Genomic DNA, 20,938 nt, shown 5'->3' on the forward strand with positions numbered 1-20,938 from the left:
TCATCAGGGGCGCAAGAGGGCCAGCGCAAAGTTGGCCCTCTTGGAAGTTGCAACAGTTTGCCGGGATCAGAAACCTTCCAAAACAATCTTGCCCCGGGCCTGGCCACGCTCTATGAGGGCATGGGCACGCTTGAGGTTTTCCGCGTTGATGGTGCCGAAGTGCTCGCCGACGGTGGTCTTGAGTACACCTTCATCGATAAGCGCTGATACTTTCTCGAGTAGTTGGTGTTGTTTGATCATGTCTTCGGTGTGGTAAAGCGAGCGCGTGAACATGAGTTCCCAGTGCAGCGACAGCGATTTGCGCTTGAGTGGCATGACGTCCAACTGCGCGGGGTCATCGATGAGTGCGAGTTTGCCTTGTGGGCGAAGCACCTCCACAAGCTGCGGCAGGTAGGTATCGGTATGCGTCAGGCTGATCACATAATCAACGGGATTGCCCCCAAGTGCTTCCAGTTGCAAGGCGATCGAAGCCGAATGGTCGATGACATGGTGGGCACCCAGTTCGCTGACCCATTGCTGGGTTTCGGGCCGGGAGGCGGTGCCGATGACCGTGAGTTGCGTGAGCTGCCGGGCCAGTTGCACCAGGATTGAGCCGACGCCGCCACCAGCCCCGATCACCAACAGGCTTTGCCCCACGCCACCGTTCGGTGCGATACCCAGTCGATCAAACAACAGTTCCCAGGCAGTGATGGAGGTCAATGGCAACGCGGCGGCACTGGCATCGTCGAGGCTACGCGGTTTGTGCCCGACAATGCGTTCGTCGACCAGGTGATATTCGCTGTAGCTGCCCGGGCGATCGATGGCGCCGGCATAGAAAACCTCGTCGCCTGGCTGGAACAACGTGACCTCGGCGCCTACTTCGCGCACGATCCCCACCGCGTCCCACCCCAATACCTGCGGCTGGCCGGTCTGGCGTGAGGCGCGCACTTTGGTATCGACCGGGTTGACGGCAATGGCCTTGACCTCGACCAGCAGGTCTCGGGTGCCGGGTGTTGGCTTGGGCAGGTCAGTTTCGAACAGCGAATGTGGGTCTTGAATCGGCAAACCGGCTTGGGTGTATACGACGGCCTTCATTGGCATTACCTCAGTGGAATGGGAAGTTGGGCGCAGGCTATCCGCTTGGGTTTAGTCCAGAAACCAGCTGAATGAAGTAAGACTTTCACGCTGGGGGTGAAAATGGCGGAGCGAACGCTTTGGGTCGTGGTGCAGCTCCGCGGGTAGGGACTGGCGCCATGATGCTCAAGATTGCCTGCGGCTTAAATGACGCATAAAGTACTGATTCAGGACATGGCGTTAAGGAGCACAGCAATGCATCGAGTCGGCTATCTGATCACGGAGGGCTTCCAAGTCATGTCCTTGGCAACGCAGACCGTGTTCGAGTTCGCCAACCTTGTGGCGGGCGAAGAGGTCTACAGGATTCAGAACTATTCAATCGGCGGGGGGACTGTGCGCTCTTCTTTAGGGATGCACATCGATACGCTGCCCTTGGGGGCGCCGGGCCTCGCTGACAGCTGGATGGTCACCGGAACACTCACCCCGTTGACGCCGCCTTCTGAAGACGTGCTGAAAAGCGTGCGGGGATTTGTCGACGGCGCGCGTCGCACTGCTGGGTTGTGCACCGGTACATTCGTGCTCGCCCAAGCGGGTGTACTGGAGGGCCGTCGCGCCACCACGCACTGGGCCTACGCCAAAGCCTTGCAACGGATGCACCCGCAAATCAAGGTCGAGGACGACAGTATCTTCATCGTCGACGGCCCTGTGTGGACCTCGGCGGGGATGACCGCGGCGTTGGACATGGCGCTGGCGATGGTGGAAAAGGACTTGGGGGCTGAGCTTGCCCGTTCTATTGCGCACAAGCTGGTGATGCATCAACGCCGCTCTGGCGGCCAGTCGCAGCATTCGGAATTGCTGTCGCTGGCGCCCAAGTCAGACCGCATCCAGAGCGCGCTGGACTATGCGCGCAAGCACCTTAACCGCCCGCTCAGTGTTGAGGAACTGGCGGATGTGGTGCACCTGAGCCCCCGGCAATTCACCCGTGTGTTTACTGCGGAGACGGGGCAATCACCGGCCAAGGCGGTGGAAAGCCTGCGCCTGGAGGCCGCCCGGTTGATGATCGAGCAAAGCCGCCACAGCCTGGATACGGTGGCGAGGGAAACGGGGTTCAGGGATCGCCGCCATATGCGTGAGGTGTTCATGCGCGGCTTTGGCGTGCCGCCGCAGGCCGTGCGCAGGGATGCACGGCGGGTTGTGTAGTGCCTGTCCCAGCCCTATGGGCTGGGATCAGGCTGACCATCAGCTACCTACATAGCCAACGGTCTTCCCCGCCAGCCGATTACGCATCACCCAGTACGCCCCCAGCACAACCAGTGAGGTCACCGAGGTGAACCAGAACTGGAACCGCGAGGCCGGGTCGAATGCCTGGGTGACAATCACCGCTAGCAGCGCGAACAGCGCAACGATGTTGGCGTAAGGGAAGAACCACGCCCGGAACGCCGTAGGGTCGACCGCTTCATGCCGGGTTTTCCAGCGCATGGCGAAGTGGGCGACGATGATGAAGATCCACACGATCATCACGAACGTGCCGCTGCTCTTGGCCAGGGTCATGAACAGGTCGCCGCCGCTGACAAAGTGCACGGTCAGGATCAACAGGCAGATGCTCAGGCTCAGCAGCAGCGCATTGAGCGGTACCCCTTTGGACGTGGTGCGAGAGAACAGCTTCGGCGCATGCCCACGCTGGCTCAGCGAGAACAGCATGCGCGAGTTGGAGAACATGAAGGAGTTCATCACCGACATGAACGAGATGAACAACACGATCTTCATGGCCACTGCGGCGCCACTGAACCCAGCCAGGCTGAACAACGACACATACGGGGACGCCAGGTTCTCTGTGTCTGTCCACGGCAGGCAGAGGATCAGGATCGACACCGAACCGACATAGAACAACATCACCCGCAGAATGACGCTTTTGATGGCCCGAATGACGTTCTTGCGAGGGTTCTCTGATTCACCGGCGGCAACGGCAGCGATCTCACTCCCGCCCAGCGAGAAGATCACCACCACCACACCCGCCATGACCGGCGACAGGCCATTGGGCATGAAGCCATCGTGCGCGGTCAGGTTGACCCAGCCAGGGGAAGGGATGTTGCTGTGCAGGCCGAGCAGAATCGAAAGCCCCAGCACCATGAAGATCAGAATGGTGGCGACCTTCATCGCGGCCAGCCAGTACTCCACTTCAGCGAAGGATTTGACCGAGTAGGCGTTGCTTGCCATCAATGTCACCAGCATGATGAACGCGCCGGCCCAGATGGGCAGCCAAGGCAGAAAATCGTTGAGGATGGCGCCCAGCAGTACCGCCTCCAAGGTGATGGTCAGCATCGACTTGAGCCAGTACAGCCAGCCGACGGTAAACCCTGCCCATTCGCCGAGGTAGCTGTTGGCATAGGTTGAAAACGAGCCTGCATCCGGGTTGCGGCAGGCCATCTCGCCGAGCATGAACATCACCAGGGTGACCACAATGCCGCCGATGAAATACGACAGGATCGCGGCAGGCCCTGCCGAGGCAATCAACTTGCCCGACCCCATGAACAGCCCCGCGCCGATCACCCCGCCCAGCGCGATCATGGTGATGTGCCGTTGTTTCAGGCTTTGCTTCAGACTGTTGGATTGCATTTCCTTGTCCTCTCTTATTATCTGGGAGGCGTCGGCAATGATGCTGCAGTGCAAGGTTTGCCACTGCAGACATTGTCGCCCCACCCACAGGCATCGTCGTGCGCCTGCGTCCACGCCCTGCAGCCTTTTATTCAGGCGATAGCTGTCAGGCTGGCCACCATGGGCAAAGCGGTCGTGCATCTCAAGCGAATTCTGCGCACAACATCCTGCGTTTTTTTCCTATGGGTGCAATGAAGGGCAGGATTGGCTGTGATTTGCTGGCTGGGGAATTGAGTGAAATGGGTTGGGGAAATGGTGCGTAGATCGAGCGCTGCCTGCGCGGCGCTCGATCTTATACCCCCAACAGGGCAATCATCGCCGGCACGGTCAACACCGCGGTGTAGTAACCCATGAACTGCACGCCGATGTTGAAACCGAGAAAGCGTGAGAGAAAACCACCCAGCAGGCCAATGGTGACAATCACCAGCAACCCCAACAGGCCGCCTTCCCAGATCCCAATCACCAGGATCAGGCCGACAAAGGTCGCGATCACTGCTTCATGGCTGATCTTGCGCGACACATAGGCAGCAGCTCGGTGCGCGTAATTCATGGTGAAGGGGTAGGCGATCAGGATCGCGACCACCACCGCCAGCATGCCGTAGCCCAGAAACTCCCAGGTACTGAGCAACGAATGCAGGTTATTCACCTCACCGCTTGCGGCATCGACGCTGAAGCGTGGCGGGGCGTTGAACAGCGGTGCGGCGGGGCCAGCAGCGACCGGGCTCAGCGGCAGGCCGAAGGCGATCAGCGGAATCAAGGCTTCGGCCAGGTAAGTCGATTCGGTGACGCCGTTGCGCGCGGTGATGACCGTGGTCAGGCGATGGTAGACGTGCTTGACCCGTGAACCGACGGCCTCGCCCATGATCACGGTCATTGCCACCGGGCTGAACACGAACGTGGCGCTGGAGACAACGGCAGTGATCGCCGTCCACAGGGTTTGCTTGCTGTCCAGTACGCGCAGCGGGTTGGGGAAGAACCCGCCCCAGCGCTTCACATCGGGCGACAACGAGAACGTGCGCACCTGCTGGCGGCGCATGCTGGCGCGTTCGGCGGGCGCGAGCAGGCAGAACAGCGCCGCAATCAACGGGCCGATAGCGATGCCGAGGAAGTAACTGACGCTGAGCTTGACGCCGTAGTGCGCGGTCAGGCTTTGCAGGCCGATAATCACCATGACGAACGGGATCAAGGTCAGCACCGCTGCCAGGCGGCCCTTGGAGAACCAGGCGATGGCCACTGCCGCCAGCAAGAAGACCCAAGGCGCGGCCTGTTTGATCATGTCGCCGAACGGCGCCAGCATCACGGCGAACAGCACCGCCATCGGTACCGCGATCAACGCTGCGATTACAGCGCCGGAAATCATCTTGCGCAGGGCAATGTGCGGCACGCCCAGGTTGCGCAGGAAGTTGGCTTCGCGCATCAGTGGCGTTGCCATGGTGTCGCCGGGGATACCCAACAGCGCGGTCGGTACCGCGTGGGTCATGTGCTTGGCCACGGCACCGGCCAGGAAGAACGTCAGCACACCGGCCGCCGGCACGCCCAGCAGCACCACCAGCAGGGTCAAGGGGGCGAGGGTAGTGGTTTCGTCGCTGCCGGAAATCAGGCCGATGCCGGCAAAGATCACCGCACCGAGGATGCCCATGCCCAGGGCTATGAGGAACTGATCCATCACCAAGGCGATCATGGCCGGCCTCCCTGGGCAGTGGCGGCATGTACAGGCGCGGCAGCGGGGGCGCTCTGGTCATTCTGCAGCGCAGGCAGGCCTTTTTCGTACTCGGCGAAGAGGTCGTACAGGTCCATTTCCTTCAGCTCTACAAGGGTCGCCGCAGGCAAGTCGGCGAGGCTGCCCAGCGGGCCGAACTCGTTCTGCAATTCGACCAGGATCTTGGCCCGCCAGGCAGGGTCGGCCAGGTGCTCGACGACATTGCGCTTGGGCTTGAAGAGCGCGGCACTGATGCCGCCACCGACCAGGCAGCCGACAATGCCGACCAGCATTGCGTAGGCCCGTGCCATTTGCGCCGACGCCACCCAACCCACCAGCAACTGTTGCGCGGTAAAGAACGCGCCGAGGCTGACCACGGCGCCAATGGCGATGGCGTAGACCAGGTGGCGACCGTCTACGGTGTCGCCCCAGACTTCGTACAGTTCGGACTTCATGAAGAATCTCCCACTGCCCTTGCGGGCTTTTATTGTTATGAACGTGAAGAGAGGACGTTTAAGCCATTGTGCGCTGGGCGAGCAGGGCGCGCGCTACCCTGGAGGCCGTTGGCCGGCCAAGCTGGGCACCGATGAATTCACCTGCTTCGATCACCGCGTCCAGGTCGACCCCGTGGCGCACGCCCAGGCCATCGAGCAGGTACAGCAGGTCCTCGGTGGCGACATTGCCGGTGGCACCTGGCGAATAGGGGCAACCACCCAGGCCGCCCACCGAGCTGTCGAACACCCGCACACCCGCCTCCAACGCGGTATGGATATTGGCGATTGCCATGCCATAAGTGTCATGGAAGTGCCCGGCCAGTGCGCTCACCGGTACGACCTGGCGGCAGGCCTGGATCAATGCCCGGGTCGCCGCCGGTGTACCCGCGCCGATGGTGTCGCCCAGGCTGATCTCGTAACAGCCCATGCCGAACAGCGAGGCGCTGACCGCGGCCACGGCCTGCGGCTTGACCGGGCCGCTGAACGGGCACCCCATGACGCATGAAACATAACCGCGCACGCTAACACCGGCCTCGCGAGCGCGCACCAAGACCTGCTGGTATTGGCGCAGGCTTTGGTCTATCGAGCAGTTGAGGTTGCGCTGTGAGAATGCCTCGGAAGCCGCCGCAAACACGGCGACCTCGCGACAGCCCGCCGCTATGGCCGCTTCCAGCCCTTTGAGGTTGGGCACCAGTGCCGTCCAGGCCACACCTGAGCGCACCGGCAACGCCTTGAACACTTCATCGGAGCCGGCCATCTGCGGCACCCAGCGAGGCGAGACAAAGGCCCCGGCCTCCAAGGTTTGCAGCCCGGCGTCGGCCAGCCGCTGCAGCAGTTGCACGCGAATCTGCGGCGAAAGCGTCAGTCTTTCATTCTGCAGGCCGTCCCGCGCGCCCACCTCTACCAGCCGTACCGCCTCCATTACTGCGCCCGCTTGTGCTTGAGCAGTTCTGCGGCTTTGTCAGCACGCACATCGCGCGCCTCGACCATCTGCTTGACCAGCCAGTTAAGCTCGTCGCCGCGGGCACCCGCCGACAGCGCAATGTTGCGCGCGTGCAAGGCCATATGGCCGCGCTGGATGCCTTCGGTCGACAGTGCCCGTAGCGCGCCGAGGTTCTGTGCAAGGCCGACGGCAACGGCGACTTCGGCCAGCTCCTGTGCGGTTTTAACCCCCAGGATGCGCAGTGACAGCTGCGCCAGGGGGTGCGTCTTGGTGGCGCCGCCGACCAGGCCGACCGGCATGGGCATCTCCAGGGTGCCGACCAGATGGCCCTGGCTGTCCTTCTCCCAGGTGGTCAGCGAACCGTAGTGCCCATTGCGGCATGCATAGGCATGGGCACCGGCCTCGACCGCACGCCAGTCATTGCCGGTGGCGACGATCAACGGGTCGATGCCATTCATGATGCCCTTGTTGTGGGTGGCGGCGCGGTACGGGTCGACCACGGCAAAGTTGTAGGCATCGAGGATGCCTTCGATGACCTGTTCACCTGTGTAGGCGCCGGTACTTAGCAGTTCTGGGGCAATACGCACCTGCGCGCGGGCCAGGCGCAGGTCGGCCAGGTTGGAGAGGATACGCAGGCGGGCCTTGCCGCCGGTAATTTCTTCCAGCAAGGGCGCCACGGCCTCGGCCATGGTGTTGACCGTGTTGGCGCCCATGGCATCGCGTACGTCGACGATCAGGTGGGCCACCAGCATCGGCCCGCGCGGGCTCTGGGCGAAGGTATGCACCTCGATGTCACGGCAACCGCCGCCAAGGCTGTTGAGCAGCTGGTCCTTGCGGTTGGCCAGTTCGATGATTTCGTCTTTGTGGCGCAACAGGCTCAAGCGTGCATTGAAGGGGTCGGCGACCTCGACGATCTGTACCTGGGCGCGCATCAGCGGCAGCGAACTCGACGTCTTGAAGCCGCCGGCCTCGCGTGCCAGCTTGGCCATGAACGAAGCCGCAGCAACCACCGAGGGCTCTTCCACCACCAACGGCACAATCACATCGCGGCCGTTGATCTGGAAGTTGCTGGCCACGGCGTAGGGCAGCTCGAAGGTACCGATCACGTTTTCAATCATGCCGTCGGCGATTTCCAACGGCAAAGCGCCGGCGTCACGCAGCAGGGCGACGTCTGCCTGGGGCAGTTCGAGTGCGTCCTGCAAGTGGCTGAGGCGTTCAGCGGGTGACATGGCGCGGAACATGGGCAGGCGGGAGTCGATGCTCATGGGGGGAGTCTCTTGCAGTTATTGTTGTGAGTTGGCGCCACCGTAGTCCGATCTGTCTGGTGAAAGAAGGTACAGTTTGGCCAGACAGTACCTAAGCTGTACCCTTTGTTCACACAAGGCATTCGGGACACCTGACGATGGCGCGGCAGACACTCGCAGAGCAACTGGCAGCATCCTTGGCCGAGCAGATCGGCAATGGCACGTACCGCATTGGCGAGCGCCTGCCGTCCCTGCGCGAGTGCATGCGTTTGTTCGGCCATTCGAAAAACACCGTGATCAATGCCTATGAATCGCTGGCCTCGCAAGGCCTGGTCGAAGCGCGCCACGGGCAAGGTTTTTTCGTCAAGCAGGGCGCGCCACGCAGCCACGAGCCAGAGGAGCCACTGCCCTACACCCGGGCGATGGACACCATTTGGCTAATGCGTCAGCAGTTCGTCCGCGAGCCTGGCCATTCGCCATTGGGCGAGGGCTTTCCGCCGGTGGAGTGGTTGATGGACATGCGCCTGGACAAGTTCACCCGGCAAATCATGCGCACCGGCGTCACCACGCTGTTTCGTTATGGCAACCGCCTGGGCAACGCCAGCTTGCGTCAACACCTGGTGCAAAAGCTCGCCAGCTATGCAATCACCGCCAGCCCCAGGCAAATCGTCACCACCCACGGCGCCAACCATGCGCTGGACCTGATCATTCGCCGCTTCATCGCCCCAGGCGACAGCGTGCTGGTGGAAGACCCTGGCTACTACCCGCTGTTTGGCAAGTTGCAGTTGCAAGGCGCACGCATGCTCTCGGTACCTCGGCTCGCAGATGGGCCGGACATCGAGGTGCTGGAGCAGCACCTGCGCCTGCATAAACCCAAGCTGTTCTTCATTCAGTCTGTAGGCCACAACCCGACGGGGTCTGATATTTCACCCCGCAAGGCGCATCGGTTGGTGCAATTGGCTGAAGAACACAACTTCCTGCTGGTGGACGATGATGCAATGGCCGATTTCAAACCGGCCGCGGCAATCAAGATGTCGGCATTGGACCAATTGCAGCGCTCACTGTATGTCGGCAGCTTCTCCAAGTCGGTGTCTGCGGCCTTGAGAGTGGGCTTTATCGCCGGCAGCAAAGAGGTGATCGATGAACTGGGCGACTTGAAGATGCTGCTGCACACCAGCACCTCGGAGCTGTGCGAGCGCACTGTCGACGTCATCCTCACCGAAGGGCACTTCCTGCGCCACGTGATCCGCCTTCAAGAGCGCTTGAAAGCCGCTACCTGCGCGGGCTTGCAGATGCTCGACGGGATCGGCGCCGAGGTATTCGCGCGGCCCGAGCAAAGCCTGTACCTGTGGGCCAGGTTTGCCCATGTCGACGACGCCAGGGTGCTGACCCGGCAATTACTGCCCAAGGGCTTCATGATTGCCCCAGGGCATATCTTTGCGCCGGAGCAGGCGCGTGTTAACCCTTGGACGCGCTTGAACGTGGCCTATTTGAATGATGCGTTGCTCAACGCGGTGTTGGGGCGTGAGGCAGGCTAGGGTGCCCTGTCAGCGCAGCCAACGGCGTAGCGCGTATTGCCGTAAACTGGTTATCAAGGGTTTACCTGTGCAGGAGGCCTTCATCATGCGCAGATTCATGCTGTTGCTCGCTATCACAGCGATCGCGGGGTGCCAGGCGCCCATGCCGGCCGCCAATCCGCAGATGGCCTGGGTCGATTTCTCGGTGCCGTTTCCCAACGACAGGGTGCTGATGGCCGAACGTCTCGACAATCAGCGCCTGCGCGACGGTCGCTTTTTCCAGGTCAGCCCTGGCAGCCATGAGCTGATTGTCCGTTTCGACTTCGAGGCCAGCGGTGGCTCAGGCATGAGCATGATGGGGGGCAGCACCGTTCGCGAATGCTACCTGACCCTCAACTACCCGCATTTCAAGGCGGGCCAGCGCTACGTGCTGGAGGCGCGCTCCATGGCCTTGACGCCGGAGGCGCGGTTGTACGATGCCCAGGGGCAGAAGGTTGCAGAGGTGAGCGAGTTCTATTGTCTTATGTGAGTGATACCTGCCGTATGAATCGTCCGCTGTTCGTTTCTCTGGATGGGCCCAAAGGCACCGGCAAGACCACCTTGCTGGAGGCCATTACCCAAGTGCTGAGGGCAGGCAACAACAAGGTAATCCGGCTTAGCGAGCGCAATAACGACCCCAACAGGGGTGAAACCATGGCCTTAGTCAACCAACTCGCCAGAAACCCCTGCCGGGAGCTGGAGTTGGGGGTTTGTGAGCGCTTGGCCGATAGCCGAAGCTGGATCTCACGGCATGTGCTGCCCAAGCAGCCGCCTGGCAGCATCATCCTGATCGATCGCTGGTACCCCTCCGATGCTGCGTTTCGGCGGACAGTGCCGTTTGCGGAGATTCTGCGGTTGAACATCGAGCGAAACGTGCGCGTGCCAGACCTGCATGTCGGCGTGGTCACCGCCCCTGAGGTTTCATGGGCGAGGGCTGCGGCGCGCTCGCGTGGGTTGGGGAGCACGGTGATGTTCAACCTGGGGGAACAGGTGGCCAGTACCGAGGCATTCGAGCGGGCGGTGGCGGAGCAGGGGTGGGTGTTGTGCCGGAATGAAGGGACGGTGGAAGAGGCGACGATGCAGGTGGTTTCGCAGATTTACAGGGTGCTGGGATGCCCGTAAAGCGGCATGGGTTGAAGATTTTGGAGCAGCGCTCACCTTTACAGGCATGAAATCGTATCTTTCAGGAATTGGCAGAACCAAAGCTGCGCAGTGCTATCACCACTGTGTTCATGCCAGTGCAGGCTGACTTCGAACCTTGGAACGGTAAATGGCAGTTCCAGGGTCTTGAGCCTGTTGCGCTCGATGTACATCTTCGCGACCCGCTCGGGCAATGTCACCAACAGGTCACTGGTTGAAATGATTTCTGGCAGCACGCTGAAATGCGGGACCCGCAGGCTCACAGTGCGCTCGACGCCTGCTTCCCTCAAGCGATCTTCCACGAAATGGTGACCCGTCCCCGCGGATACCACTACATGCCGCTCCTCGAGAAACTGCTCCATGGACAGCGTGCCCCCCACGCGCGGATGGTCCAACCGGGCCATGCAAACGTACCGCTCCTCGAACATGAGTTCGCACTTCGCCTGAACCGGCAGGTAGCTTCGATTGCACACCGCAGCGTCGATTTTTCCGGTTTTAAGCCACTCATCCAACCGCTCGATCTCGATCTGGATGACTTCCAGCTCCACCAGCGGTGCCTTGGCCTGCAACCCACGCAGCACATGCGGAAGGAAAAACACCTCACCCAAGTCTGACAGGGCCAAACGGAATCGTCGCGTTGACTGGTCAGGCTCGAATTTCTTCGTGAGCGCTACTGCGCGCTCGATGTCCGCAAGCGAGGGCCTGAATGAGCCATAGAGCTGAGACGCTAGAACGGTGGGTTGCATCCCATCCCGGGTGCGTTTGAACAGGGGGTCGCCCCATTGATCACGGAGCCGCCCAAGCGCATAGCTCACCGACGGCTGAGTGACATGCAGGCGCTCTGCCGCTCCGCTGACGCTGCCCGTTTCATAGATGGTGACAAATACCCTGACGAGATTGAGATCGATCATATTCAAATAGAGGTGGCTTATTTTGTTTTCAAAAATATATCTATTTGATCTATCAGGCAACACTCCATAACGTGGCGCTTGGACGAAGTGTCGAGGTTTGTCTGCCGATTCGATCCCTGAAAACAACAACAAGAGTACATGCCATGCAACGCATCAGTGCAGTCGGTATCCTCGATACCGCAAAGCTAAGCCGCTTTCATTTTCTCCTGGTTTTTTGGTGCTCCTTTATCATGCTGTTCGATGGCTACGACCTGGTCATCTACGGCTCTGTGCTGCCTCACCTGATGACAGAATGGAACCTGACGCCTTCGCAAGCGGGGATGCTGGGCTCTAGCTCTATGCTCGGGATGATGGTCGGCGCGGTGCTGCTAGGCACCACTGCTGATCGTTTAGGCCGGCGCCCCATCATCGTGTTCTGTGTCGCGCTCTTCAGCGTCGCGGCATTTGTCAACGCCTTTGCTGTTGATGCCGTCACCTTTGCGATCTGCCGTTTTCTGACCGGGGTAGGGCTGGGCGGTGTAGTACCCAACCTTGTGACCATCTTGAAAGAGATGGCCCCGACCCAGTACCGCAATCGCCTGATCAACCTCATGCTCAGCTTCTTCGCAGTGGGCGGCCTACTGTCGGCGCTGGCGGGTATCTATTTGATTCCGATGATGGGTTGGCACTCCCCGTTCTACGTTGCCGGGCTGTCTTTGCTCTGCCTGCCACTGTTGTACAAGACGCTGCCCGAGTCGGTTGCCTACCTTGTTCACAAAAACCGTCAAGAAGAGGTCGGGCTGCTTCTGCAGCGCATCAACCCCGCCCACCGTCACAGCAGTGGTATCCACTATGAAGTCGAGTCGGTCGCCAACACGGCCGGCACTTCGATGGCCTCGCTTTTCAGTGATGCTCGTGCTTTCGCAACGATGATGGTGTGGGTCGCGTTCGGCATGTGCATGCTGATGGTTTATGGGCTTAATACCTGGTTACCGAAACTGATGAACAGTGGCGGTTATCCGCTGGGTTCCAGCATTACATTCCTTTTGATCATGAACATTGGAGCGCTGATCGGGCAGCTCGCCAGTGGCTTTGTCGCTGACCGCTGGGGCTGCAAGCCGACGCTGCTGCTGTTCTTTGCAGTGTCCGCGATCTCGATCTCCTTGTTGGGTATTCGCCCTGGGCCCATGACGCTGTATGCGCTGCTGCTGGTGGCTGGTGGCGCAACGGTTGGATGTTTGTCTGTCGTGCACACCCTCGCAGCGGATATCTACCCCGCCAATGCACGTTCGACCGGGGTGAGCATGGCCGCCGCCGTGGGCCGTTGCGGCGCGGTGGCGGGGCCTCTTCTTGGGGGCTACCTCTACAGCTTGAGCCTGCCGTTCGAGCAGAACTTCCTGCTGTTCGGGCTGCCCGGTGTAGTGGCCGTAATCGCCGTGATGATGATCGCCCAACGGCACGCCAACCGGGTGTCGGTGGACACCCCACTGAAACAAAACGCTTAAAACCTCCGTTTCACCCCGTTCTGGTTTAAAGCTCGCCTGCGAACGGGTTTTGGCGCGACGTTACCGTCGCGCCTTTTTATTCAACAACTTGCCCAGCGCTGCATTGACGGCCTGGGTGACTGCGCCCTGAAGAAATGCACACACAATAATAATTCGGAGTGGGTTAAATGAAGCAGATTGGTCGTATAGGCTGGGCTATGACGGGCTTGGCGTCAGTGTTTGCAGTGCCGGGTCATGCGGATGTGTTAAAGGACAGCCATCTCACCTTGGGGCTTCGTAATTTTTATTACGACCGGGATTTCAAACAAACCGAGGCCCCCAAGTCCAGAGTGGGTAGTTGGAGCCAGGGCTTCGACGCGCAATTCAAGTCCGGTTATACCGAGGGCCCTGTACAGTTTGGGCTGGACGCTTATGGCCAGTATGCGTTCAGGCTCGATAGCGGTGGCGGGCGCGGGCCAGACACTGTACTCCCTTACGATGACAGCAAGGGGCGACCGGTGCAGGACTACGGCCGTGCAAGCCTGGCTGCAAAGATGAAGTTCTCGAACACGCAGGTGCGTGTCGGGGAACATCGCCCGATGTTGCCAGTGGCGTATTACGACGACTCCCGCCAGCTCATCACCACCTACGAAGGTGCGACTGTCGAGTCCAAGGAGTGGGCGAAGCTCACCCTCAACGCGGGGCGTTTCTGGAAGACGGCGACCCGCGAGTCGTCTGATCGCGAAGATATCTACTTGTTTGGTGATACGCCCGCACAGAGCAGTGATGGGTTGAACTTTGCCGGTGCGCGCTACGATTTCACCCCCGCCTTCAACACCACCTACTACTTTGCGCAACTCGAGGATATTTATCAGCAGCATTATGCGGCTGCCGCGTACACCTGGGCGATGGGTGGTGGCTATACGCTGAAGTCTGATATTCGCTACTACAACACGCAGGATGAGGGTGCGAAGCGCTCAGGGGATTTGGACAACCGGTCTATCGGTTTCATGACGGCGCTGAACAAGGGCGGCCACACCTTTACTGCAGCCTACCAGCGTATGAGTGGTGAGGACGCCTTCCCGTTGCTCAACGGTTATGCGCCTCAGCCGTTCCTGGTGAACTGGTCGACGATCGCGTTCTACAAGGCGCAGGAGCGCTCCTGGCAAGCACGCTACGACTACAACTTTGCGGCCATGGGCCTGCCGGGGTTGAAACTCATGACGCGTTATTTGCGCGGTACGCAAATCGACCGGGGGCCTGGGCTGTCGGATAACGTCGAAAGCGAGACCAACGTTGTCATGTCCTATGTCATTCAGAGTGGGCCACTGAGCGGCCTTGCATTCGAAGGCCGTAACATCAAGGTCAAAACGCGCTACGGCGCGGACTTTGATGAGAACCGTCTGATCACCAGCTACACCTGGACATTCTGGTAACCAGTAAAGGGCTCGCCTGCGCGAGCCCGATGCAGGTTTAGCTCACACCAGATATTGGGCAATCTGTTGTTCACGCCAGATGATGCCGGCACCCGGTAGATCCGGGATGACGGCATTACCGTTTTCAAAGGTGAGGGTGGGCTCGATGACGCTGCCGGCGAGATCCAGACGCTCCAACCAGTGCGCCGTCGGTGTCGCCGCCAGCAGGTGTGCACTGATTTCCTGGAACAGGTGGCTGGACATGGGGATGCTGAACTGTTGCGCCAGCGCGCTGGCGCGCAGCCAACCGGTTACGCCGCCGATCTTCATCACATCAGGCATGGCCAGCCGGCACGCACCCGCAGACAAGGCTTTGAACATTTCCTCTGGGCCAAGCCAGTTCTCGCCCATTTGCACGGGTACATCCAGAAGGTTCTGGATGCGCTGGTGCCCGGCATAATCATGCTGCAGCGTCGGCTCCTCGATCCAGGCGACGCCCTCAGCTTGCAACGCTTGGCTGCGCTTGATCGCCGCCGGCACATCCAGGCTCTGGTTGTAGTCCACCATGATGCCGAAGCCATCACCGACGGCTTCGCGAATACTGCGCACCACTGCCAAGTCACCCTCGAGGGTGGCGTAACCGATTTTGGTCTTCACGGCACGGAAGCCCGCTTCTGCTGCAGTCACAGCCCTTTCAGTGGCGAGCTTCACACCATCCAGGCTGTGGCTGTCATAGCTCTGGATCGGGCGTGCGCTGGCACCGAGCAATTGCACCAAAGGCATTTCATGGACTTTGCCCAATGCATCCCAGGCGGCCATGTCGATGCCCGCCGCCGCCATGCGGATCAAGCCGGTATAGCCTGCTAGGCAGAAACGTTTGGCCAGCATCGCTTCAAGGCTGACGGGCGCCAGGGGCTTCTTGACGATCAGTTGGGCCATGTCATCCAGAAGCTGCTTGAGGGATTTCAAGGCCACCGGTGTGTAAGCAAAGAGGTAGGCGTGGCCGACTACACCGGCATCGGTGCTGAGGTCGATGAGTACCAGGGGCGCTGTTCCGACAGTGCCGACCGCCGTGTGTACTGGATAGGCAAGCGGGACGTTGACTGCCCGCGTGCGCAACTGGGTAATCAATATTTCGCTCATGCGAGAGCTCCTTTACCAAGGGTTCGATTGATCGAGGAGGCTTCGACGCCCCCGTCGTTGAGGAGATACGCCGGAGACAGCGAGGCGACATCGGGGCATCCGATCTGAGCGAGGGTGCGATCGATATCCGTTTTGATGAGGGCTAACACCTCTTTAACACCGGTCGCTCCGCGAGCGGCCAGCCCATACAGCGTTGCGCGGCCAAGGAGTACCGCTTCGGCGCCCAGGGCGAGTGCCTTCACGATGTCTGAGCCTCGGCGGAAGCCGCTGTCGATAAGCACCGGCTTGCCGATCTTCGCTACCGAGTCGGCGAGCACCTCCATCGGCGAAATCGCGCAGTCCAATTGGCGACCCCCGTGGTTGGAGAGAATCACGCCATCGGCACCGTGCGCGATGCAGCGATCTGCGTCTTCGGCGCTGAGCAGGCCTTTGACGAGCAGTTTGTGTGGCCACAGGTCCCGTAGCCATTTCAATGCTCGCCAGTCAAAACTAGCATCCATCTGCCGACTCATCAGGGCAGCTTGCATCTCCAGGCTGGAGGCCTGGGTGCTAGCAAAATTCGCAAGCTGCGGCATCCCGTGTCGTAACAGATCGAATGACCAGCGTGGATGCAGGCACCCCTCGAGCATGACCTTGGGGGTGTAGCGCATGGGCATTTTGAAACGGTTATGCAGGTCGCGCTCCCGGTAGCCGTTGACCGCAACGTCCGTGGTCAGTACCAGCGTCGTGTAGCCAGCGTGCAGGGCCTTGAGCACCATTGCCTGAGCAATCTCCCTGTGGATCACGTAGAGCTGAAACCACAGCTCTCCATCACAGTGACGGGCGAGGTCCTCGATCGAGAGGTTGGAAGCCGTCGACAGCACGAAAGGGATCCCAGCGTGGGTTGCCGCTCTGGCCAGGGCGAGGTCACCCTGTGGCCATAGCGCGCCGTTCAAGCCGGTAGGCCCGATCAACAACGGCATCGATTGGCGCTTCCCCAGCACCTGGGCCTGGAGGTTACGTTGGCTTACGTCCACCAAGCGCTTGGGCTTGAAGCGCCATTGCTGGAAGACGTCGCGGTTGTGTTTAACGCCGTATTCGTCTTCCGCTCCGCCTTCAAGATAGTCGTACACCATTTTGGGCAAGCGTTTTTGCGCCAGTTTTCGATAGTCCTCGACGCTGAACAGGTTTTGCTGACTCATCGTTCGACCCTCACTGCACAGGGCTGACGGTGCTGACTTCGATCAGTACCGGCCCTTTGGCGGCCAGCGCTTCCTGCAAGGCGCCTGTGAGCTGCTCCAGGTTTTCGGCCTTCAACGCGTGCACGCCGTAACCCTTCGCGAGTGCGCCAAAGTCGATATTCGGAACGTCCAAGCCAGGGACATGCTCAGCTTCGAGTACGCCGGCAAACCATCGCAGGGCACCGTAGGTGCCGTTGTTCATGATCACGAAGATGGCTGGAATGTTGTACTGAGCGGCAGTCCACAACGCACTGATGCTGTAGTTGGCCGAACCATCGCCAATGACGGCAATGACTTGCCGAGCCGGCTCAGCCAACTGAACACCGATTGCTGCTGGAAGGGCGAAACCCAGCCCGCCCGCGGCGCAAAAGTAGTAGCTGCCGGGGTGACGCATGTTCAAGCGCTGCCACATCTGAGCGGTGGTCGAGGTGGACTCGTTCAGGTAAATCGCATCTACCGGGGCCATCTCATTAAGTGTGTCGAACACGGTTTCAGGGCGGAGTCGCCCCGCGTCCTGGCTGAGCTTCTCAGGTTCAGGATTGGCGCTTGGCATTGGGCGGTCGCTGTCACTCACGAGAACGGCAAGCGCAGAGGCCATCGCGCCAATGTCGGCAACGATTGCATCACCCATCGGTGCACGCGCGGCTTCAAGCGGGTCACAGGTCACAGAAATCAAGCGGGTGCCAGGTTTGAGGTATTGCCCTGGGTCGTATTGGTGGTAGCGGAATACCGGAGCGCCAAGCACCAACACCACGTCATGGCCTTCCAGCAGCTGAGAAATCGCTGCGATCCCGGCAGGCATGAGCCCCCGGAAACACGGGTGTCGGGTCGGGAAGGGGCAGCGCGGGGCGGACGGCGCCACCCATACCGGGGCTTTGAGGCGTTCGGCCAGTGTCACGCAGTGCGCATTCGCATTCGCTGCATCGACATCTGGGCCCAGGACGATCGCGGGGTTGGACGCGCTATCGAGGACTTCCACCAGTGCTTCAAGGTCCTGGTCATTGAGCCTGACTGCCGAGCTGATGCTGCGATCGAACAGGTGATGGGACTGAGGGTCAGCGTCCTTGTCCCAGTCATCGTATGGCACAGACAGGTAGACAGGGCCGCGAGGCGCCATGCTCGCCATGTGGATGGCCCGGCTCATCGCATGCGGGACTTCTGCAGCGCTCGCGGGCTCGTAGCTCCATTTGACCAGCGGGCGCGGCAGGTTGGGGGCATCGACGTTGGTTAGAAGCGCTTCGACACCGATCATGGCGCGCGTTTGCTGGCCCGCCGTCACGATAAGGGGAGAGTGCGAGTTCCAGGCATTGCTGAGTGCGCCCATGGCGTTGCCGGTGCCGGCAGCTGAGTGCAGGTTGATGAACGCAGGCTTTCGCGTTGCCTGCGCGTAACCATCGGCAATCCCCACCACGCAGGCTTCCTGAAGCGCCAGGATGTATCGAAAGTCTTGCGGGAAATCTTTCAGAAACGGCAATTCATTCGAACCAGGGTTGCCGAAGACGGTGTCGATGCCCTGACGGCGCAGAAGCTCATACGTGGTGCTATGTACCGAAGCCATGATGATTGTCTCTTACCAAATGATGAGAGCCACGATAGAATCGAGGCATAAATAGATCAAATAGATAGATTAAACATTTATCTATAGAGACTGATTATATTGCTGTGAGTGTGGTCTTGAGCCGCTGCGCAGCGTTTAGGGAGGTTTGCATGGCGACCTTGCTGCGAGGCATTAACGTAGATCGCGTTGCCGAACTCGTTTGGCTACTGGCTGAGTCACAGGGGCGGCCCGATATCCGGGCAAGGTCGCTTCAGGCAGTGGCTGCGCTTCTGGAGGCGGAGCATGTGGCATCGTTCGTATGGGATCAGCACGAGCATCGCTCCACCCAGCCCGTTGCTTTCAACATCGATGGGCACCACCTGCAGGCGTATGAGCAGCACTTCCATCGCGTGGATGTGGTGACCCCGGTGATGCGCAAGGTAAGGCAGGCTGCCCGCGTCGATTGCCACGTGCCACGTGACACGCTTGTGGCCAGCGAGTTCTACAACGACTTCCTTCGGCCGGCGGACATGGAGCACGGTCTTAACGTGTTTTTCTTCGATGGCAACCAGGACGTGGGCGATTTGAGGATCTGGAGGGGGCGAGGGCGAGTGCCATTCAGTGAGCGAGAGGATCAACTGCTTCTGACGCTTGAGCCGTACTTTCTCAACGCATTTCGCACCGTACCCAAACAGCGTCAGGCCTTGTCGCTCAGAGAGGCTGAGGTAGTCAGGCTGGTGGCCGGAGGCGCCAGTGATAAAGAGGTCGCCCGAGCACTCGGCATCGGCTTTACCACGGTGCGTACTCATCTCAAGAACGCGATGGCCAAGCTTGACTGTCGGAACCGAACGCAGTTGGCCCGCTGTGTGTGAACCCGAGCTGGCAATCCTCAAATTTGAGGAGACCCTTTGTCGCAGGGCCACATTAACGTGTCTGGCGACAGCATCGTCAGCGCGGCCAAGAGAACAAGAAATGGATCAGCATGAAGGCAACACCGTGGAGCAGGCCAGTGAGTCGGGTACCCCTCAAAAGGCATTGTGGGAGCTGACACTCACCGAGGCGTCGGCACGTATTCGAGAGGGCAAGGTCAGCAGTCGCAAGCTGGTTGAGGCGTTTCTTGCGCGGATCGCCGATTACCCTCAGCTAAACGCTTTCATCAGCGTCGACCCCGCTGCCGCGCTGGACCAGGCGGATGCGTATGACCGATATCTGGGGGAGGGTGGAGTGCCGCTTCCGCTGGGCGGCCTGCCGATTGCCGTGAAAGACAGCATTCACGTAATCGGCTTTGCCAGCACGGCCGGAACGCCCGCGCTGGCCAATTATTACCCCACGCGCAACGCCGACATTGTCGATGCCTTGCTCAAGGCAGGCGCCATTGTGGTTGGAAAGACCAACATGCATGAGTTGGCTTTCGGCACATCAGGCTACAACACCGCGTTCCACAGCCCAGGGGTCGTGGGGGTGCGCAACGCGTTTGACCCCACGCGCATCGCCGGGGGCTCCTCTTCTGGCAGCGGTAGCGCTGTCGGCGCTCGCCTGGTGCCTGCTGCGCTGGGTACTGATACGGGAGGGTCTGTCAGGCAACCCAGCGCGTTGAATGGTTGCGTGGGGTTCCGGCCCACCGTGGGGCGCTATTCAACAGAGGGTGTCACACCTGTTTCACCGACGCGAGACACCCCCGGCCCCATGGCGCGCTCCGTTGAAGATGTCATCACGCTGGATACGATCATCACGGGGGCGCAGCCCATCGCTGCACCTGCAGCCTCGTCCATACGGCTGGGTGTGCTCAAAGAGTTCTGGGCGGATCTCAGTGAGCCTGTGCAGGCGCTCGCCCTCGCGGCGTTGAGCAAGCTGGAGCAGAGCGGTGTTCAGCTTGTGCGGCTATCAGACCCTGAGATCTTTGCGTTGAACAGTGCTGTCAGCATGCCCTTGGCGCTGCACGAATGCAGGCCTGCACTGACCGATTATCTGTCGGTGAACGAGACCGGTGTGTCGTTCGACGGGCTGGTCGCTGCGATTAGCAGCCCGGATGTTCGAAGCATCTTCGAACAGCACATCGTGCCTGGTCAGCTGGGTAATGTGAACGGTCAGCCCGTGGACCTCGAGGGTGCTTATACGGCCGCCATCAAGCACAGCCGGCCCACGCTCATCGGGCGTTTCGACACCCTGTTCAAAGCGCATCAGCTAGATGCGCTTATCCACCCCACAACGCCAGATTTGGCCATCAAGAGTGAACCGGATGCGGCTCGCTTCGACGCGTTCGCGCGCATGATCAGAAACGCCGACCCCGCCAGCAATGCCGGCATGCCCGGTATCAGTCTGCCCATCGGCCTCTCCGAGAAAGAGGGCCTGCCTGTAGGGATCGAGATCGATGGGCTGCCGGGTACTGACGCGTGCTTGCTGAGTATCGCGTTACTCATTGAAAGCATTGTTGAACCTGTAACCCCCTATCGAGAGTGATTCTG

At 60.3% G+C, this 20,938-nt stretch carries 18 protein-coding genes; 8 read left to right on the top strand and 10 right to left on the bottom strand.

Annotation, left to right across the window (positions count from 1 at the left end):
- Positions 1-66: 66 nt before the first annotated feature.
- Positions 67-1,074 (bottom strand): zinc-binding alcohol dehydrogenase family protein, encoded by a 1,008-nt coding sequence (locus tag MFF34_RS12075; protein ID WP_238214004.1) that lies wholly within the window; start codon positions 1,072-1,074, stop codon positions 67-69.
- Between the two features lie 234 nt (positions 1,075-1,308).
- Between MFF34_RS12075 and MFF34_RS12080 the strand changes: the two genes are divergently transcribed.
- The gene (locus tag MFF34_RS12080) at positions 1,309-2,253 is read left to right on the top strand and encodes a GlxA family transcriptional regulator (RefSeq protein WP_238214006.1); all 945 of its coding nucleotides are present in this window, start codon (positions 1,309-1,311) and stop codon (positions 2,251-2,253) included.
- A gap of 39 nt (positions 2,254-2,292) precedes the next feature.
- On the opposite strand, the gene MFF34_RS12085 is transcribed toward MFF34_RS12080, so the two are convergent.
- The 5 genes from MFF34_RS12085 to MFF34_RS12105 form a co-directional block, all read right to left on the bottom strand.
- A complete protein-coding gene (locus MFF34_RS12085) occupies positions 2,293-3,669 on the bottom strand; it encodes an amino acid permease (protein ID WP_238214019.1) in 1,377 nt (458 codons plus the stop codon).
- A gap of 331 nt (positions 3,670-4,000) precedes the next feature.
- A complete protein-coding gene (locus tag MFF34_RS12090; RefSeq protein ID WP_238214027.1) occupies positions 4,001-5,389 on the bottom strand; it encodes a tripartite tricarboxylate transporter permease in 1,389 nt (462 codons plus the stop codon).
- Entirely contained in the window at positions 5,386-5,862 is a 477-nt protein-coding gene (locus MFF34_RS12095) for a hypothetical protein (RefSeq protein WP_238214029.1), read from the bottom strand. Before MFF34_RS12095 ends, MFF34_RS12090 begins: the two co-directional genes overlap by 4 nt.
- A gap of 58 nt (positions 5,863-5,920) precedes the next feature.
- Positions 5,921-6,823, bottom strand: a complete 903-nt coding sequence (locus tag MFF34_RS12100; protein WP_238214031.1) for a hydroxymethylglutaryl-CoA lyase — start codon at positions 6,821-6,823, stop codon at positions 5,921-5,923.
- Positions 6,823-8,109 carry a hydroxymethylglutaryl-CoA reductase, degradative gene (locus tag MFF34_RS12105; RefSeq protein WP_238214045.1) on the bottom strand — a complete coding sequence of 429 codons (1,287 nt, stop codon included), beginning with the start codon at positions 8,107-8,109 and terminating at the stop codon, positions 6,823-6,825. The genes MFF34_RS12100 and MFF34_RS12105 overlap by 1 nt, the downstream gene beginning before the upstream one ends.
- 137 nt (positions 8,110-8,246) lie before the next feature.
- Between MFF34_RS12105 and MFF34_RS12110 the strand changes: the two genes are divergently transcribed.
- The 3 genes from MFF34_RS12110 (at position 8,247) to MFF34_RS12120 (ending at position 10,766) form a co-directional block, all read left to right on the top strand.
- Positions 8,247-9,626, top strand: a complete 1,380-nt coding sequence (locus MFF34_RS12110; RefSeq protein WP_238214047.1) for a PLP-dependent aminotransferase family protein — start codon at positions 8,247-8,249, stop codon at positions 9,624-9,626.
- 85 nt (positions 9,627-9,711) lie between these two features.
- On the top strand, positions 9,712-10,134 hold the full coding sequence (locus MFF34_RS12115) for a hypothetical protein (protein ID WP_027593315.1): 423 nt from the start codon (positions 9,712-9,714) through the stop codon (positions 10,132-10,134).
- A gap of 14 nt (positions 10,135-10,148) precedes the next feature.
- The gene (locus MFF34_RS12120) at positions 10,149-10,766 is read left to right on the top strand and encodes a dTMP kinase (RefSeq protein ID WP_238214049.1); all 618 of its coding nucleotides are present in this window, start codon (positions 10,149-10,151) and stop codon (positions 10,764-10,766) included.
- 38 nt (positions 10,767-10,804) lie between these two features.
- Here MFF34_RS12120 and MFF34_RS12125 read toward each other — a convergent pair whose 3' ends face one another.
- Positions 10,805-11,701, bottom strand: a complete 897-nt coding sequence (locus tag MFF34_RS12125) for a LysR family transcriptional regulator (protein ID WP_374707390.1) — start codon at positions 11,699-11,701, stop codon at positions 10,805-10,807.
- A gap of 137 nt (positions 11,702-11,838) precedes the next feature.
- Between MFF34_RS12125 and MFF34_RS12130 the strand changes: the two genes are divergently transcribed.
- Positions 11,839-13,179, top strand: coding sequence for an aromatic acid/H+ symport family MFS transporter (locus MFF34_RS12130; protein WP_238214053.1), 1,341 nt, complete (start codon positions 11,839-11,841; stop codon positions 13,177-13,179).
- 167 nt (positions 13,180-13,346) lie between these two features.
- Positions 13,347-14,594 (top strand): OprD family porin, encoded by a 1,248-nt coding sequence (locus tag MFF34_RS12135; RefSeq protein WP_238214060.1) that lies wholly within the window; start codon positions 13,347-13,349, stop codon positions 14,592-14,594.
- A gap of 42 nt (positions 14,595-14,636) precedes the next feature.
- On the opposite strand, the gene MFF34_RS12140 is transcribed toward MFF34_RS12135, so the two are convergent.
- From MFF34_RS12140 to mdlC, 3 genes are read right to left on the bottom strand one after another with little or no spacing between them, the layout of a single operon-like run.
- Positions 14,637-15,716 carry an enolase C-terminal domain-like protein gene (locus MFF34_RS12140; RefSeq protein WP_238214063.1) on the bottom strand — a complete coding sequence of 360 codons (1,080 nt, stop codon included), beginning with the start codon at positions 15,714-15,716 and terminating at the stop codon, positions 14,637-14,639.
- Complete coding sequence (locus MFF34_RS12145) at positions 15,713-16,897, bottom strand: alpha-hydroxy-acid oxidizing protein (protein ID WP_238214064.1); 1,185 nt, start codon at positions 16,895-16,897, stop codon at positions 15,713-15,715. Before MFF34_RS12145 ends, MFF34_RS12140 begins: the two co-directional genes overlap by 4 nt.
- A gap of 10 nt (positions 16,898-16,907) precedes the next feature.
- Positions 16,908-18,494, bottom strand: coding sequence for a benzoylformate decarboxylase (gene mdlC / locus MFF34_RS12150; protein WP_238214066.1), 1,587 nt, complete (start codon positions 18,492-18,494; stop codon positions 16,908-16,910).
- 149 nt (positions 18,495-18,643) lie between these two features.
- On the opposite strand from mdlC, the gene MFF34_RS12155 reads away from it, so the two are divergent.
- Together MFF34_RS12155 and iaaH are read left to right on the top strand one after the other, a co-directional pair.
- Positions 18,644-19,345 carry a helix-turn-helix transcriptional regulator gene (locus tag MFF34_RS12155; protein ID WP_238214068.1) on the top strand — a complete coding sequence of 234 codons (702 nt, stop codon included), beginning with the start codon at positions 18,644-18,646 and terminating at the stop codon, positions 19,343-19,345.
- Positions 19,346-19,445: 100 nt separating this feature from the next.
- On the top strand, positions 19,446-20,933 hold the full coding sequence (iaaH, locus tag MFF34_RS12160; RefSeq protein WP_238214077.1) for an indoleacetamide hydrolase: 1,488 nt from the start codon (positions 19,446-19,448) through the stop codon (positions 20,931-20,933).
- Positions 20,934-20,938 lie beyond the last annotated feature (5 nt).

The organism is Pseudomonas sp. PAGU 2196, from assembly GCF_022179005.1.
GTDB classification, from domain to species: Bacteria; Pseudomonadota; Gammaproteobacteria; order Pseudomonadales; family Pseudomonadaceae; genus Aquipseudomonas; species Aquipseudomonas kermanshahensis.